The sequence below is a fragment of the Streptomyces aurantiacus genome (assembly GCF_001418335.1).
Taxonomy (GTDB): Bacteria; Actinomycetota; Actinomycetes; order Streptomycetales; family Streptomycetaceae; genus Streptomyces; species Streptomyces aurantiacus.
Genome location: NZ_LIPP01000283.1, coordinates 1 through 15,467, shown reverse-complemented (window position 1 = coordinate 15,467; position 15,467 = coordinate 1). Strand labels below are relative to the sequence as shown.

14 protein-coding genes and 1 riboswitch are annotated in these 15,467 nt (G+C 69.9%); of the genes, 7 read left to right on the top strand and 7 right to left on the bottom strand.

Translation table 11 applies throughout. The annotated features are described in order from the left end of the window. Positions 1-648 (top strand): pyridoxamine 5'-phosphate oxidase family protein (locus AOK01_RS31270; protein WP_055517573.1); only part of this gene is annotated, 648 nt, incomplete at its 5' end. Between the two features lie 28 nt (positions 649-676). On the opposite strand, the gene AOK01_RS31265 is transcribed toward AOK01_RS31270, so the two are convergent. Together AOK01_RS31265 and AOK01_RS31260 are read right to left on the bottom strand one after the other, a co-directional pair. Beyond that, entirely contained in the window at positions 677-1,681 is a 1,005-nt protein-coding gene (locus AOK01_RS31265; RefSeq protein ID WP_382033425.1) for an EamA family transporter, read from the bottom strand. A 185-nt stretch (positions 1,682-1,866) separates the two neighbouring features. Continuing rightward, on the bottom strand, positions 1,867-2,406 hold the full coding sequence (locus AOK01_RS31260) for a Clp protease N-terminal domain-containing protein (RefSeq protein WP_055517575.1): 540 nt from the start codon (positions 2,404-2,406) through the stop codon (positions 1,867-1,869). 329 nt (positions 2,407-2,735) lie between these two features. Here AOK01_RS31260 and AOK01_RS31255 point away from each other — a divergent pair, with 329 nt between their 5' ends. Next, positions 2,736-3,164, top strand: coding sequence for a type II toxin-antitoxin system Rv0910 family toxin (locus AOK01_RS31255; protein WP_055517570.1), 429 nt, complete (start codon positions 2,736-2,738; stop codon positions 3,162-3,164). A gap of 114 nt (positions 3,165-3,278) precedes the next feature. Here AOK01_RS31255 and AOK01_RS40385 read toward each other — a convergent pair whose 3' ends face one another. Continuing rightward, positions 3,279-3,950, bottom strand: coding sequence for a PadR family transcriptional regulator (locus AOK01_RS40385; RefSeq protein WP_063792895.1), 672 nt, complete (start codon positions 3,948-3,950; stop codon positions 3,279-3,281). A gap of 165 nt (positions 3,951-4,115) precedes the next feature. Between AOK01_RS40385 and AOK01_RS31245 the strand changes: the two genes are divergently transcribed. After that, positions 4,116-4,934: a PhzF family phenazine biosynthesis protein gene (locus tag AOK01_RS31245; protein ID WP_055517567.1), complete on the top strand. Its 819-nt coding sequence runs from the start codon at positions 4,116-4,118 to the stop codon at positions 4,932-4,934. 134 nt (positions 4,935-5,068) lie between these two features. Here AOK01_RS31245 and AOK01_RS31240 read toward each other — a convergent pair whose 3' ends face one another. Then, positions 5,069-5,869 carry a CPBP family intramembrane glutamic endopeptidase gene (locus AOK01_RS31240; protein WP_055517565.1) on the bottom strand — a complete coding sequence of 267 codons (801 nt, stop codon included), beginning with the start codon at positions 5,867-5,869 and terminating at the stop codon, positions 5,069-5,071. Between the two features lie 245 nt (positions 5,870-6,114). Here AOK01_RS31240 and AOK01_RS31235 point away from each other — a divergent pair, with 245 nt between their 5' ends. After that, positions 6,115-7,884 (top strand): substrate-binding and VWA domain-containing protein, encoded by a 1,770-nt coding sequence (locus tag AOK01_RS31235; protein WP_055517563.1) that lies wholly within the window; start codon positions 6,115-6,117, stop codon positions 7,882-7,884. 78 nt (positions 7,885-7,962) lie between these two features. Here AOK01_RS31235 and AOK01_RS31230 read toward each other — a convergent pair whose 3' ends face one another. Further along, positions 7,963-9,483: a glutamate-cysteine ligase family protein gene (locus tag AOK01_RS31230; protein WP_055517561.1), complete on the bottom strand. Its 1,521-nt coding sequence runs from the start codon at positions 9,481-9,483 to the stop codon at positions 7,963-7,965. A 666-nt stretch (positions 9,484-10,149) separates the two neighbouring features. On the opposite strand from AOK01_RS31230, the gene AOK01_RS31225 reads away from it, so the two are divergent. Together AOK01_RS31225 and AOK01_RS31220 are read left to right on the top strand one after the other, a co-directional pair. After that, positions 10,150-10,740, top strand: coding sequence for a hypothetical protein (locus AOK01_RS31225; protein ID WP_055517559.1), 591 nt, complete (start codon positions 10,150-10,152; stop codon positions 10,738-10,740). A 381-nt stretch (positions 10,741-11,121) separates the two neighbouring features. Beyond that, a complete protein-coding gene (locus tag AOK01_RS31220; RefSeq protein ID WP_055517557.1) occupies positions 11,122-11,325 on the top strand; it encodes a DUF5999 family protein in 204 nt (67 codons plus the stop codon). Between the two features lie 117 nt (positions 11,326-11,442). Here the strand turns inward: AOK01_RS31220 and gcvP are convergent, their stop codons facing one another. Beyond that, positions 11,443-14,328 (bottom strand): aminomethyl-transferring glycine dehydrogenase, encoded by a 2,886-nt coding sequence (gene gcvP, locus AOK01_RS31215; RefSeq protein ID WP_055517556.1) that lies wholly within the window; start codon positions 14,326-14,328, stop codon positions 11,443-11,445. A 184-nt stretch (positions 14,329-14,512) separates the two neighbouring features. Next, a riboswitch (glycine riboswitch) is annotated at positions 14,513-14,608 on the bottom strand. A gap of 104 nt (positions 14,609-14,712) precedes the next feature. On the opposite strand from gcvP, the gene AOK01_RS31210 reads away from it, so the two are divergent. Then, complete coding sequence (locus AOK01_RS31210) at positions 14,713-15,087, top strand: PRC-barrel domain-containing protein (RefSeq protein WP_055517553.1); 375 nt, start codon at positions 14,713-14,715, stop codon at positions 15,085-15,087. Between the two features lie 145 nt (positions 15,088-15,232). Here the strand turns inward: AOK01_RS31210 and AOK01_RS31205 are convergent. Then, positions 15,233-15,467: thiamine-binding protein (locus AOK01_RS31205; protein WP_055517551.1), on the bottom strand; the 235-nt coding region annotated here is incomplete at its 5' end.

Here is a 15,467-nt window from a genome sequence, read left to right as displayed (position 1 = left end):
GCCTACACCCCCACCGACCGCACCGTCCCCACCCGCTCCCGGGAACGCGCCGCGTACGACCACGCGATGGTGCACTCGATCCTCGACGAGGGGTACGTCTGCCACCTCGGGTTCGTACGGGACGGGGTGCCGGTCGTGCTGCCCACGCTGTACGGGCGGGTCGGCGAGCGGCTCTACGTGCACGGTTCGACGGGTTCGCGCCCGCTGCGGATGGCAGGGGAGACCGACGCGGGGCTGCCGGTCTGCCTCACGGTCACGCACGTCGACGGGCTCGTGCTGGCCCGCTCGGCCTTCCACCACTCGATCAACTACCGCTCGGTGATGGTGCACGGCGTGGCGCACCCGGTGACGGACCCGGACGAGAAGCGGGAGGCCCTGGACGCGCTGGTCGACCACGTGGTGCCCGGCCGCTCGTACGACTCCAGGCCCGCCAACGCCAAGGAGCTGGCCGCCACCGCCGTACTGCGCCTCGACCTCGACGAGGTCTCGGCCAAGCTGCGCACCGGCGGCCCGAACGACGAGCCCGAGGACCTCGGCCTGCCCCACTGGACCGGAGTCCTCCCGGTCCGCACGAGCCACGGGGCGCCCGTGCCGGCCGACGACCTGGCACCCGGTATCGAGGTCCCCGACTACCTCACGACTCTCTGACGCTCACAGCGCCCGGACAGCCCCCGGGTCAGACGGCGGTTCCCTGCCCGGACAACTCGCTCTCGGCGTCCGCGGAGCCACGCGCCACCGGCGTCTGCGAGGCCTTCGCGGGCGCGGACGTCTGCGCGATGAAGGCACCGCACAACACCACCGTGCCGCCGATGATCTGGGGCGCCGAGAGGTGCTCTCCGAGCAGGACCCAGGCGAGCACGGTCGCGATGACCGCCTCCAGGCACGCCACGACCCCCGCCACCTGGGGCGAGAGCCTGCGCACCGCCTGGACGCCGGTCACGTAGGCGACGACGGTCGCGATCAGCACGATCCAGCCCAGCAGCAGCGAGGCCGCGACGGACGTCCCGTCCATGTCCGTACTGCCCCGCAGGACCGACCAGTCCATACTCCACGGCCGCGCCACGACCGTCAGGACGAGCGCACCGACGAGCAGTCCGTACGCGATGACGCCGAGCGGGGCCGGCGCCTGCTCGCCCGCGTCGCCGCCCTGGTCGGACAGGACGAAGTAGCCGACCTGGCAGCAGGCCGCGCCGAGCGCGAGCACCAGGCCGAGGACGTCGAAGCTGAGCCCCGCCCACACTTCGACGACGCAGGCGAGACCGCCGACGGCGAGGACGACCCCGAGAGCGGCGGCCCGGGTGACGGGCCGGCGCTGCACGAACCGCACCCACCCGAGGACCAGCGCCGGCGCCAGGTACTCGACGAGCAGCGCGACCCCTACGGGTATCCGGGAGATCGAGGCGAAGTAGCACGCCTGGACACCCGCGACGGCCAGCAGCCCGAAGCCGACGAGCAGCGCGGGGCGTTCACGCACCAGGCCCCGGTGGCGCACGGCCAGCGGCAGCATGACCAGCGCGGCGCCCGCGACGCGCAGCCACACCACGTGCAGGGGGTCGAGACCCGCCTCGATCAGCGGCTTGGCGGCGACGCCCGATCCTCCGAAGGCGACCGCCGACCCGAGCGCGAGCCCCAGTCCGACGCCTCTGCCGCGGTTGCCGTGACCACTCTCCGACCTATACATCGGCACATGATGACAGCCGACGACATGAGCGTCACCCCCATTGACACCTGTCTCAACGACTGGACGCGCGCCGACCCGCTGCTCCTGCCCGACCGCTGCTCCTGCCCGCTGCTCCTACGAACACGACCGGTCGGCATGCACGCGCCCGCGAACACCCCGAGCCGACGGCGCGCCCCGCGCACGCCTCAGGCCTCGACGCCCTGCTCGTGCCCCGCCGCCCCGTCCAGGCGTGCCAGCAGCTCCCCCGCGTCGACCCCCGCGCGACCCAGCACCTCCACGGCCCGCGACTTCGGTTCGGCGACGAGCGCGGCGAGGAGGTCGACTCCGGCCGCGAGCCGCTCACCCCGCCGCGTGGCCCGCTCGTACGCGGCTGCCATGACGCCGGCCGCCACCGGCGACCAGCCGTCCCCGCTCACGGTCGCGATGGCGCCGGTGTCCTCCACGGAGCTCTGCCAGCGGAGTCCGTAGCCGATGCTGCGCTGGACGAGATAGCCGAGCAGCCGGGCGACCTGCGGGCCGCTTCCGAAGGCCTCGCGCACCTCGGGGTCCGACTCCAGGAGCGTATGCAGCAGGTGGGCCGTGTCGATCTGCCGGTCCCCGTCCCGCACCACCCGTCTGCGCGCACCGGCGACCACCGCGGCCAGTTGCGCGCTGAGGTGGGCCTCGACGTCCACGCCTACCGGGCCGCGCTCGGCGGCCTGCTGATGGGGAATACCTTGTTGCACATACCCCACCCCATCAGTCGCCCCTCACCCGGTCATCCTCGCGGGGAAGCATTTTCACGTCCGACACAAGGTGGGGCCGGTGTCCAACCCCTCCTCCTTACGGATGACATCGCCCCGTTTCCCCTCGGGGGCGCGCGCCGCCTTGCCCAACGCCCCTCGCGCAACCATGCCGCTCCGGCGCTCGTCCACCGGGACATGGAGAGCAAGTGCCGGCCCCACTCACTTACTGACGGTTCATCAGTATTGAATGTTCGGCTCTCTGCGGCTACGTTCCGCGACACCGTAGCCAGCTGCGCCGGGCGCAGCGCCCGAGACAAGGGGGTGGCCGCATGGCCGAAGTCAGCGCGGAAGCACGGATCGAGGCGCCCGCCGAGAAGGTATGGGCGCAGCTCACGGACTTCTCCTCGTACGGCGAGTGGAACTCCACCCACACCAGCTTCCCGAAAGGAGGCCCCGAGAAATTGGAAGTAGGGGGCACCTTCGAGGAGAACATGAAGCTCATGGGCTTCCCCGCCGAGGTCAACTGGACCATCGAGGAACTGGAAACGGCCCGTACGCTCGCGATCCGCGGCAAGGGCCCGATGGCCGTGACCGTCGCCACGCGCTACACGCTGATCCCCGAGGGGGAGGCCACCACGGTCCGTATCGACGGCGAGTTCACGGGCGCCGCCGTCTCCCTCATGGCGGGCAAACTGAAGGACTCGGCGACGGCGGCCCTCGACGAGTCCCTGCGCAAACTGAGCGGGCTGGTCACCTAAGGGCTGTCCCGTAATCCCCGGCGGGCGCACGCACGAACACACACGAAGGGGGTACTTCAGAGTCGAAGTACCCCCTTGTCGCGGCCTGTTGGGCCGGGTGGGCCGGGTGGGCCATCAGTCCTCGTCGGCGAGGATCAGATACAGCTTCTTGCGCGTTTCGTTGATGAGGGACAGCGCCTTCTCGCGCTGCTCCTTGCTGCCGGTCTTCCAGACCTGCCCGAACGCCTCCATCAGACCGAAGCCGGCCTGCCGGATGTCGCTCAGCGCCTCCCAGTCGACCCCGCGTCCCGCGTCCTCCCAGGGTGCGTCCGGACCCTCCTCGGCCGCGGCTCGACCCTCCTCGGTCAGCGAGAACAGCTTCTTGCCCCCTTCGGTCGCGCTGCTGATCAGACCTTCGTCCTCCAGCAGCTGAAGGGTCGGGTACACCGAGCCGGGGCTGGGCTTCCACGCCCCGCCGCTGCGCTCGGCGATCTCCTGGATCATCTCGTAGCCGTGCATGGCCCGGTCCTTGAGCAGGGCCAGGATCGACGCGCGTACATCACCGCGCCGCGCCCTGCCGCGCGGTCCGCCCCGGCCTCCGCGCCCGCCCCAGGGGCCCGGGCCGAAACCGGGACCACCGAAACCGGGCCCGAAGGGACCGAAGGCCGCACGCAGCCCCTCGAAGCCGCCCCTTTCGGGACCGCCAGGGCCACCGGGACCGCCGGGGCCACCCCGGCCATGTCCACGGCCACGTCCATGACCGGGGCCGAAACCACCCGGTCCGTATTCCTCTCCATGGGAACGCATCGCAATCACTCCATTCCATCGTTGACCTGTCGCGATGCGTCAACGATATATCGGAACCGGTCGCCTGACAAGGTCCCGCCGAAAGTTGCCGAGGAGAGCCCACGTATCCACCGATCCCGGATTGGCCTTGGCCCGCGCCTGTGTTCAGGGCCTAACGTCCGGGACATGCGGATTCGTATCGTCGACGCCTTCACCGACCGCCCCTTCGCCGGCAACCCGGCCGGGGTCCTCCTCCTCGACGCCGCCACGTCCTTCCCGGACGACACCTGGCTGCAGAACGTGGCCCTGGAGGTCAACCACGCCGAGACGGCGTTCGCCCATCCCCTCCCGAAGGGCGGAGAGGCCGACTGGGCGCTTCGCTGGTTCACCCCCGCCGCCGAGGTCGCGATGTGCGGCCACGCGACACTCGCCACCGCACACGTGCTGGCCACCACGGGAGCCGCCCGGGGGCCCGTGCGGTTCGCGACGCGCAGCGGCGTGCTCGTCGCGACCTCGCTCGACGACGGCTCCGTCACCATGGACTTCCCGACCGCCCCGCTCACCGCGGTCGAGATCCCGCCGGGCGTCGCCGAGGCCCTGGGCGCCGAGCCGCTCACCGCCCATGACACCGGCCCGAACATCGGTGACCTGCTCGTCGAACTCGCCGACGAGAAGACGGTCCTGGGCCTGGCCCCCGACCTCGCGTCCCTCGGCCGCCACTCCGAGCGCGGCATCATCGCCACAGCCCGTGCCGAGAACCCCTCCGGGGACTACGACTTCGTCTCCCGCTGCTTCTTCCCCAACATCGGCATCGACGAGGACCCGGTCACCGGCAGCGCCCACACGGCCCTCGCCCCGTTCTGGTCCGAGCGCCTCGGCCGTACGAGTCTCACCGGGCTCCAGGCCTCGCCCCGCTCCGGACGGGTCCGCACGGAGCTACGGGGCGACCGCACCCTGCTCCTGGGCCGCGCGGTCACCGTGATCGAGGGCGAACTGCTCGTGTGAGCACCGTGGAACGGCCGCAGGCAGCGGCAAAGGGGCGTACGGCCCACCCGTACGCCCCTCGCGTGCTCGTCTCTCGCATGCTCGCCCCATGCATGCTCCGCGTCCGCCGACCCGCAGCCGGCCGACCGCCTCGCTCACGCCGTGGGCAGCCAGTCCACCTTCCCCGCCAGCAGCGCGTATCCCACGAACGCCCCGATGTCGAGCAGGGAGTGGGCGACCACCAGCGGCCCGATCCGGCCCCAGCGGCGGTACAGGTAGACGAAGACGACGCCCATCACCATGTTGCCGATGAACCCACCGATGCCCTGGTAGAGGTGGTACGAGCCGCGCAGCACCGAGCTCGCCACCAGGGCGGTGACCGGCGTCCAGCCCAACTGGCCGAGCCGGCGCAGCAGATACCCGACGACGATGACCTCCTCCAGGACCGAGTTCTGGAGCGCGGAGAGAATCAGCACCGGATACTTCCACCACACCTCGGGCAGCGCCTCCGGCACCACGGTGAGGTTGAACCCGAGCCCGCGGGCCGCCAGGTAGAAGGCGATGCCCGAGCTGCCGATGACCGCGGCGATCCCGGCGCCGCGCGCGAGGTCGGGCCAGGGGCGCGTGCGGTCGAAGCCCAGCGTGCGCAGCCCTTTGCCCTCACGGAGCAGAAAGTGCGCGACGAGGGCGACCGGCACCAGCGCGGACGCGATGCCGAACAGCTGCCATGCCAGATCGAGCCATGGACGGCCCGGCGCGGCCGAGGCGTTGAGCGTGGCCGCCTGGTCCTTCAGACCTCCCGGCCTGGTGACCGAACCGACAAAGCTGATCAGCGCGGAGACGCCGCTCGCCCCGAGCGAGACCCCCAGTACGAGCAGCGTCTCGTCGCGGAGAATCCGCCGCGCGGGCCGTTCCTCGGCAAAAGAATCAGCCACCGGCCCCTGCCCCACCTGCACTCAAGCCTCCAGTTGCGTAATCCCGCCTCATGCCCATCTTCGCCCCGCTAGGGTCTCGAAAGAAGTTGCGAAGATCGTGTGTGACAGGCCGCCGGAAAACGGACGCCCTGTAGGGGGCGCCTCCCCCGTGCCATACCATTCGGCCCTTTCACGGTTTCATCTTCATCGGCTTCATCGGCTTTAACGACTTCAACGACTTCAACGACTCCAGGCTCGATGCTCGATCAGGGAGAGGCACCACCGCCATGGGACGTCACAGCTTGCCCGACGGGTTGCGCAGGGGCGTCACCGCCCCCCGGTCACACACGCGGCGCCGTAGCGTGGCGCTCGCGACGGGCCTCGTACTCGCCGTCGTCGGCGGCACCGCCGTCGCGGTCGACGGTGGCCTGCTCTCCTTCGGCTCGTCCTGCTGGGACAGCTCCGTACGGCTGAGGATCGCCGCCGCTCCCGGCATCGCACCCGCGCTCAAGGACGCGGCCGACTACGCCCGGGACAACGACGTGACGTCCGACGGCAGCTGCCTCGACATCCGCGTGTCCGCCCAGGACACGTACAAGATCACGGACGCCCTGCGGTCGAGGAGCAAGAGCGCGACCGACTTCGAGGTGTGGGTGCCGGACTCCAGCGTGTGGGTGAACAGGGTCACGGCGGACGGCCAGTCGATTCCGGTCACACCGGCGGGCAATGTCGCCATCTCACCCGTCGGTGTCGCCATGATCCCGACGGCCGCGAAGTCCCTCGGCTGGCCCAGGAAGACGTACTCCTGGACCGAACTGGCCGGTGCGACCATGACGAGCGACCGTCTGAAACTCGGCGCGGGCGACCCCTCGCGCAGCGCCACCGGCCTGCTCGCGCTGACCCAGCTGGCCGAGACGGCGGGCCGGACGAAGGGCGGCGACACACTCGCGGCGGCCACCGCGAAGGCCCTCTCGCAACGCACCTCCGACAGCGACAGCCAGCTCCTGGACACCCTGCCGCGCGACCTCTCCGGCACCGAGCAGGGCAACCCGAAGCGCAACCAGGCACTGATCCTCTCCGAGCAGGCGGCGTTCGCGTACAACGCGTCGGCGGACAGCGGCGACGATCTCGACCTCTTCTACCCGAAGGACGGCGCGCCCCGCCTCGACCATCCGTTCGCGCTGGTCGACGAGCCCACCCTGACCACGGACGAGAGCCGCGCCGCACTGCGGTTCATGACACTCCTCGGCGAGCCCCAGGGACGCAAAATTCTGGAGAAGCACGGCTTCCGTACGGACGAGGACGACATCCCGGCCGAGACGGTGGCCGGAGCCGGCGGCCGCGCCCCGCAGCCGTACAAGGACGTCCCGGAGAGGCCGGCCACGGACAAGGCGGTCGAGGAAGCCCTCGGCATGTGGACTATCACGGTGCAGAGCGCGCGTCTCACCACCGTCGTCGACGCCTCCTCCTCCATGTCGGACCCGGTGCCGGGCACCAGCGAGTCCCGGATGAACGTGACCAAGGCGGCGCTGCTCCAGGCCCTGGCCACCTTCACCCCCGAGGACGAGATCGGGCTGTGGAAGTTCTCCACGAAACTCGACGGCAAGCGCGACTACCGCGTCCTCGTACCGACCGACCGGCTCGGCGACCAGGTGGGCGGCACCACCCAGCGGGACCGGCTGTCGGCGGCCTTCAGCGACCTCAAGCCGGTCAAGAACGGGGCGACCGGCCTGTACGACACCACGCTGGCCGCGTACAAGGCGGCCACGGCCGCCTACACCAAGGGCAAGTTCAACGCGGTGGTCCTGCTGACCGACGGAGTGAACGAAGACCCCGGGAGCATCTCGCGCTCCCGCCTGATCGCCGAACTCCGCGAGGCCACCGACCCGCAGCGTCCCGTACCCCTGATCGCGATCGCCGTGGGGCCTGCGGCCGACAAGAACGAGCTGAACAAGATCGCCGAGGCGACCGGCGGCTCGGGACATCTGGTGACCGACCCGTCCCAGATCCACTCGGTGATCCTCAAGGCCGTCGTGCAGGCCGGCGACAAGAGCTGATCAACAAGGCCTGGTCGACAAGAACTGGTCGACAAGAACTGATGCAATAAGAACTGAACAATAAGAGCTCATCTTTCGTCACCTCAGCGGAACGGCCGGCTCCGGCAGCCCGACCGGCCAGGTGTGCACCGGCTCGCCGAGGTGCATCAGCTCGCTGTACCGCTTCGTCGTGGCGGCCAGCGCGGCATCCCGTCCCATACCGCTCTCCAGCGCCTTGTGGAACGTACGGGACTGCCAGGAGGCACCGTTGATCCCGCGCTTGCACCGCTCCTCGATCACGCCGAGGTAGAGGTCGCGGTCGGCCGGCTCGACGCCCCACGCGTCCAGGCCCGCCGCCGCGAGCGGCAGCAGTTCGTCCCGCACCAGCTGCACCGCGGGTATCTTCGCGACCCCGCCGTACCTGCCGCGCCGCGGCCACTCCAGCTGAGCGTCGATGCCGTACCGGCAGGCCTGGTCGAAGTTGGCGGCCGCGGCCTCGAAGGGCAGCCGGGTCCAGACCGGCCGCGTCTCCGCGGCGAGCGCGCGCACCAGTCCGTAGTAGAAGACCGCGTTGGCGACGACGTCGATCACGGTGGGGCCCGCGGGCAGTACGCGGTTCTCGACCCGCAGATGCGGGACGCCGTCGTCGATGCCGTACACCGGGCGGTTCCAGCGGTAGACGGTGCCGTTGTGGAGCACGAGTTCGGCGAGCCGCGGTGTGCCGCCCTCATCGAGGACGCGCAGCGGGTCCTCCTCGTCGCAGAGAGGCAGCAGGGGAGGGAAGAAGCGCAGGTTCTCCTCGAACAGGTCGTACGCCGAGGAGATCCACCGTTCGCCGAACCAGGTGCGCGGCCGCACTCCCTGCGCCTGGAGCTCGGGCGAACGGGTGTCGGTGGACTGCTGGAACAGCGGGGGCCTGGACTCGCGCCACAGCTCACGGCCGAAGAGGAACGGCGAGTTGGCGCCCACCGCGATCTGTGCCGCAACCGCGATCTGCGCGGCGTTCCACACGCCGGCGAACCGGTCCGGGGTGACCTGAAGGTGCAACTGCACAGAGGTGCACGCCGCTTCGGGCGCGATGGACGCCGAGGTGCAGCTGAGCCGCTCCACGCCCTCGATGTCCAGCGTGAAGTCCTCCCCGCGGGCGGCGACGATCTGCTCGTTGAGCAGCCGGTAACGGTCCACGGCGGAAAGGTTCGCGGAGACCAGGTCGTCACGGGCGAGGGTCGGCAGAATGCCGATCATCACGATTCCCGCGTCGACCTCGTTCGCCTTGCGGTGGGCGTACGCGAGGGAAGTGCGCAGCTCCTCGGTGAGCCGGTCGAATACCCGGCCCTCCAGCCGGTGGGGAGCGATGTTGACTTCCAGATTGAACATGGCGAGTTCTGTTTGGAAATCACGGCTCGCTATACGTTCGAGTACTTGCGCATTCATCATTCTCGGCATGCCGTCAGGACCTGCCAGATTCAGCTCTATCTCCAGGCCCATGAGATTCCTGGGACGGTCGAACTGCTTCTCCGCCAGCAACCGCTCCAGACCCTCCAGGCACCGCTGGAGCTTTTCCCGGTACCGCCGGCGGTCGGACAGACCGATCGTCCCCGCCACGACCTTCTCCCCCATCGAAGCTTCCCTCCCTCGACTGGGCAGCCCGAAGAACCGGCCGCTGGTGTCCCGGTCACGGGGGATGATGCCCAGGCAATGTGATCGATAACGCCCCGGTGTCTGTTCCCGGTCGCTACGCTGAACTCAGTTTTCTCGGGGCACATTCACGAGGCATGAAGCGCCGTTCTTTCTGGACGGTCGGCCCTGTCGTGAAAAACTCCGACGAGAATCGGCCGTCCGCTTCGATGGAATACACCGAGGTCATGGGCGGGTACCCCCGAAGAACCGGGATCAAACACACGTAACGGCGACCTGATTACCCCTTGTTCTCGGCGAGTGGAACGGCTAGACGAAACATCGTCTGAACACGTGTCGTATAAACTGCGCGAACGAGGCAGAGAGTTGGCGCTCGCGGTCACAGGGTCTGTCGTCGAAGTGACGTCGTCCGCCCGAAGGGCAGGCCGCGCGGCGTCCGGTGTGTGCGGTCGCAAAGGTGCCGAAAGGATCTCGTAGCTGAGCTACCAGGGCCTTTCGGCAACTGCGCGAGCATGCGCGCCGGACACCGCGCAACAGGCATCCCCTCGGCAACAGACTCCGCACCCCCGCCCCTTTGACCCGAGAGCTGACAGCGCCGTCCGCCCCCGCCCAGCGCCGCCATGCCTGTCGAATGAGAGGCGACCGATCATGCCGCTGCACGTGCCCCCTGCTCCCGCGCCCGCACTGCGCACCGTCCTCACCGCCCTCGGTTCCCCCACCGCGGTCCGTGATGCGCGTACCCCGTCCCTGCGCGACACCCAGGGACCACTCACCGCCGAACTGCCGCTGCCCGTCCATGTGCTCGACCGGATCACCCCGGCGGGCACCCCCGCCACCCGGCTCGCGGGATGGCGCTTCCTCGTCCGCTGCCACGAGCGCGCCGTAGCCGCAGCGGAAACGAGACTGACCCCCGACGGCTGGGCCTTCTCCCACTTCTTCGAGGGCCCGTACGTCACCGCGACCGAGCGCGCCCTGCGCCAGGCGGAGACGGTGCCCGGGTCGTACCAGCCACGACTGCTGTCCGTACCCGAGCTCTACATGCTCACGCTCTGGCTGCACGGCGACTTCACCGCCGACGGCGCCGAGGGCCGGCTCGCCGCCACCGACCTGTTGGTGCCGCTGGCGCCCGCCCCGCCGGGAATCGCGGCACACCGCCCGCACCGCGTGGGCGAACTGCTGCCCGTCCTGACCCATCGGCTCACGCCGACGCCCACCCCGCTGCTCGGCTCACCCGCCTGAGCGCACCCCCACCTTCGTGCCCCGCGGCCGGCCACACCGGCCGCGGGGCACATTGCCGTGCCCGGTGACCCGATGGGCAGGACGTTGCGTGGAGTGACGTGGAGAGGACGCAGCGCACTCCCGGCCCAGACGGACTAGCCCTATCCGGCCATTCCGAACCACCCGAAGGGACAGTCCAGTTGGGATGAACCGTCCGCGCGGCTGGTGCGTCATCAACCTGTGAGGAGTGCTGCCGCTAAATCCCTGCGGATTACAGCCCGTAGGGCAACACTGGGTTCCGGACCATCTGACAAACGGGGGGCGGCCATGAACACCAGTTCCAGCCGCGGGACAGACACCACATCGATCACCGACCTCACACCGAAGCGAAAGATCCCATCAATGTGCCAGCACCAGCGACCGTGCCCGACAGCCGACTCCGCCGACCGGGAGGCAGCGCTCCTCGTGGCGCACCACCCGGAGCAGGGCTGGAGCCTGCTGTGCAACGGCGTCCTGCTCTTCGAGGACACCGGTGAGATCCTGCCGGACGGCCGGATCATCGCTCCCCACCGGCCGCCGGCCCTGGACGTGATGACCGCCGCCTGAGCGGCACGGCGCACCACGGACGGCGGGGCAGGCCGTCCGGGGACAAGAACGGGGCCGGCCCGGGAAGCACTCCCCCCGAACCGGCCCCGACGCATGTCCGACAGCGAACCGCGGCGACTACTCCTGGTAGGCGTCCAGCGGCGGGCAGGAACAGACCAGGTTCCGGTCGCCGTACGCCTGGTCGATCCTCCGCACCGGCGGCCAGTACTTGTCGGCGGCCGAGACCCCGGCCGGGAAGACGGCCTCCTCGCGGCTGTACGCGCGCTCCCACGCGTCGCCGAGCGCGGCCGCGGTGTGCGGAGCGTTGCGCAGCGGGTTGTCGTCCGCCGCCCACGCTCCCGAGCCGACCTGTTCGATCTCCGCGCGAATGGCGATCATCGCGTCGCAGAACCGGTCCAGCTCGGTGAGGTCCTCGCTCTCGGTGGGCTCGATCATCAGCGTGCCGGCCACCGGGAACGACATCGTCGGCGCGTGGAACCCGTAGTCGATGAGCCGCTTGGCGATGTCGTCGACGCTCACACCGGTCGCCTTGGTCAGCGGCCGCAGGTCGATGATGCACTCGTGCGCCACCAGCCCGCCGGGACCGGTGTAGAGGACCGGGTAGTGCGGCTCCAGGCGCTTGGCCACGTAGTTGGCACTGAGGACGGCGACCTGGGTGGCCCGCTTGAGCCCCTCACCGCCCATGAGACGGACGTACGCCCACGAGATCGGCAGGATGCCCGCGGAGCCCCAGGGAGCGGCGGAGACCGGGCCCACGCCCGTCTCCGGGCCCGCGGCGGGCTGCAGCGGGTGGTTGGGCAGGTACGGCGCCAGGTGGGCGCGCACCCCGACCGGGCCGACGCCCGGGCCGCCGCCGCCGTGCGGGATGCAGAACGTCTTGTGCAGGTTGAGGTGCGAGACGTCGCCGCCGAAGTGTCCCGGCTTGGCGAGCCCGACCAGCGCGTTGAGGTTGGCGCCGTCCACGTAGACCTGGCCGCCCGCCTCGTGCACCCGCGCGCAGATGTCGGCGACGTGCTCCTCGAACACACCGTGCGTCGAGGGGTACGTGATCATCAGCACGGACAGCTGGTCACGGTGCTGCTCGATCTTGGCACGCAGGTCCTCGACATCGATCTCGCCGTCCTCGGCGGTCTTCACGACGACGACCTTCATGCCGGCCATCACGGCGCTGGCCGCGTTGGTGCCGTGCGCGGAGGACGGGATCAGGCAGACGGTGCGCTGCTCGTCGCCGTTGGCCCGGTGATATCCGCGGACGGCCAGCAGCCCGGCCAGCTCACCCTGCGAACCGGCGTTGGGCTGGAGCGACACCTTGTCGTACCCGGTGACCTCGGCGAGCTGCTCCTCAAGCTCACGGATGAGCGTGAGGTATCCCTGCGCCTGCTCGGCCGGCGCGAAGGGGTGCAGCTGTCCGAACTCGGGCCAGGTGACCGGCTCCATCTCGGTGGTCGCGTTGAGCTTCATGGTGCACGAGCCGAGGGGGATCATGCCCCGGTCGAGCGCGTAGTCGCGGTCCGCGAGGCGGCGCAGGTAGCGCAGCATCGCGGTCTCCGAGCGGTACTGGTGGAAGACCGGGTGCGCAAGGTACTCGTCGGTACGCAACAACGGGCCCGGCAGCGTGTCCTGGGCCGTCGCGTCCAGTGCGGCGACATCACCGTCGACGCCGAACGCCGACCAGACGGCGCCCAGCTGGGCCCGCGTGGTCGTCTCGTCGCAGGAGAGGGAGAGGTGGTCCGCGTCCACGAGGTGGAGGTTGACCCCGCCCTGCCGGGCAGCCGCGAGCATCTCGGCGGCCCTGCCCGGCACCCGTACGGTGAGCGTGTCGAAGTACGCCTCGTGGACGACCTCGACACCGCCCGCCGCCAGACCCGCGGCGAGGATCGTGGCGTACCGGTGGGTGCGCAGAGCAATGGCCTTCAGGCCCTGCGGCCCGTGATAGACCGCGTACATCCCGGCCATCACGGCGAGCAGCACCTGAGCCGTACAGATGTTGCTGGTCGCCTTCTCGCGGCGGATGTGCTGCTCGCGCGTCTGCAGGGCGAGGCGGTACGCCTTGTTGCCGTCCGCGTCGACCGAGACGCCGACGAGCCGACCGGGCAGGCTGCGCGCGAACTTCTCGCGCACGGCCATGTATCCGGCGTGCGGCCCGCCGAAGCCCATCGGCACACCGAAGCGCTGTGTCGTACCGACGGCGATGTCGGCGCCCAGCTCACCGGGCGAGGTGAGCAGCGTCAGAGCGAGCAGATCGGCGGCGACGGTGACGACCGCGCCCAGCTCGTGCGCCCGCTCGACGACGGGCTTCAGGTCGCGCACGGCACCGGAGGCGCCGGGGTACTGGAGGAGTACGCCGTTGATCTCACGCTCGGCGAGTTCGGCGGGAATGCCGCCGCTCAGATCGGCGACGACGACCTCGACCCCGGTGGGCTCGGCGCGGGTCCGGATCACGGCGACGGTCTGCGGCATGGTGTCCGCGTCGATGAGGAAGAGGCCCTTCTTGTTCTTTCCCATGCGCCGCGACAGCGCCATGGCCTCGGCGGCCGCCGTGCTCTCGTCCAGCAGCGAGGCGCCGGAGGTCGGCAGTCCGGTCAGGTCGGCGACCATGGTCTGGAAGTTCAGCAGGGCCTCCAGCCGCCCCTGCGAGATCTCCGGCTGATACGGCGTGTAAGCCGTGTACCAGGCCGGACTCTCCATGACATTGCGCAAAATGACAGGCGGCGTGAACGTCCCGTAATAACCGAGCCCGATCATGGAGTCCAGCACCTGGTTGCGGTCCGCGAGGGAGCGCAGCTCGGCGAGCACCTCGGCCTCGGTCCGCGCACCCGGCAGTTCGAGCGCGTCGGCGTTCTTGATCACATCCGGTACCGCGGTGGCCGTCAGCTCGTCGAGCGAGCCGTACCCCACCTGCGCGAGCATCTTGGCGCGGGCCTCGGAGTCAGGCCCGATGTGACGCTGCTCGAACGGGATCCCCTGTTCGAGCTCGGAGAGCGGAATACGATGGGCGGTCATTGCGGAGGCCTCCTGGTCTGACGACCTTCGAGGGGCACCACGACATGGGTGCCCGAACAGCCTCCCCCTCTGTCATCTCGACCTGAGAGCTTCGCCGGCGCGCCCTGAGGCCGCTCCGGCTTTCACCGTCGGTGAGAGCGGAGTCCGTCACCTACTCGAACACCGCTCTGCTTTCCAGAGTGACCTCGTCCATGCGGTACGTGTGCCTGAGAGATTCCGGGGAGGATTTGCTCCTTCGGCGCCTCCGATGAAGCCTGGAGGACTCTCCCGCACGGGGTCAGCAGCCGTTGCCCAGCCTACCAGCGGGGTTCCCCCGAGTGGCCGCCCTCCTCAAAGTGCTCTTTCGTAGTGCTTACGGATGAGTTGCGAGCAGCTGGAGGGCCCGTGCAGACCGACATCGATCCGCGCAACCTGATAGGCCGCAAGGCGTTCGACCGCAACGGCACGAGGATCGGCACCGTCGACGAGGTCTACCTCGACGACGCGACCGGCGTACCGGAGTGGGCTGCCATACGTACCGGCCTGTTCAGCCGGGACGCCTTCGTCCCCCTGGAGCCCAGCGAACTGGTCGACGGATCGCTGCGCATCCCGTTCGAACGGTCCCTGATCAAGGACGCCCCCGACTTCGGCGTAGGCCGCCACCTCTCCCCCGAACAGGAACTCCAGCTCTACCACCACTACGGCCTGGACACAGCCCCACCACCCCCTCTCCCGGACCACGACTTCGGCCACCTGGCAGGCCAGGAAGACCCGTCCTGACGTCCTCACAGGGGCGCGGGGAACGGCGCAGCCTTCCGTCTCCAGGGGCGCGGGGAACGGCGCAATCTTTTGCTTTTAGGGGCGCGGGGAACTGCGCAATCTTTTAAGGGGCGCGGGGAACTGCGCGACCAGCCCCCACCGGGCGTCAACGCGACAAGTGACGTTCCACCGTCTCCAGCTTGGACGTGAGGCCGTCGGTCACGCCGGGGCGGATGTCGGCCTTCAGGACGAGGGAGACCCGAGGCGCCCGCGCCTCGACAGCCGCCACGGCCCGCCGGACGACGTCCATCACCTCGTCCCACTCCCCCTCCACGGACGTGAACATCGCGTCCGTGCGGTTCGGCAGACCCGACTCACGCACGACACGCACCGCGTCGGCC

What these genes read in the sequence shown, in the direction of transcription:
- AOK01_RS31265 (WP_382033425.1), bottom strand. Translation starts at nt 1,681, where the DNA reads ATGTATAGGTCGGAGAGTGGTCACGGCAACCGCGGCAGAGGCGTCGGA.
- AOK01_RS31255 (WP_055517570.1), top strand. Translation starts at nt 2,736, where the DNA reads ATGGCCGAAGTCAGCGCGGAAGCACGGATCGAGGCGCCCGCCGAGAAG.
- AOK01_RS40385 (WP_063792895.1), bottom strand. Translation starts at nt 3,950, where the DNA reads ATGCGTTCCCATGGAGAGGAATACGGACCGGGTGGTTTCGGCCCCGGT.
- AOK01_RS31245 (WP_055517567.1), top strand. Translation starts at nt 4,116, where the DNA reads ATGCGGATTCGTATCGTCGACGCCTTCACCGACCGCCCCTTCGCCGGC.
- AOK01_RS31235 (WP_055517563.1), top strand. Translation starts at nt 6,115, where the DNA reads ATGGGACGTCACAGCTTGCCCGACGGGTTGCGCAGGGGCGTCACCGCC.
- AOK01_RS31230 (WP_055517561.1), bottom strand. Translation starts at nt 9,483, where the DNA reads ATGGGGGAGAAGGTCGTGGCGGGGACGATCGGTCTGTCCGACCGCCGG.
- AOK01_RS31225 (WP_055517559.1), top strand. Translation starts at nt 10,150, where the DNA reads ATGCCGCTGCACGTGCCCCCTGCTCCCGCGCCCGCACTGCGCACCGTC.
- AOK01_RS31220 (WP_055517557.1), top strand. Translation starts at nt 11,122, where the DNA reads ATGTGCCAGCACCAGCGACCGTGCCCGACAGCCGACTCCGCCGACCGG.
- gcvP (WP_055517556.1), bottom strand. Translation starts at nt 14,328, where the DNA reads ATGACCGCCCATCGTATTCCGCTCTCCGAGCTCGAACAGGGGATCCCG.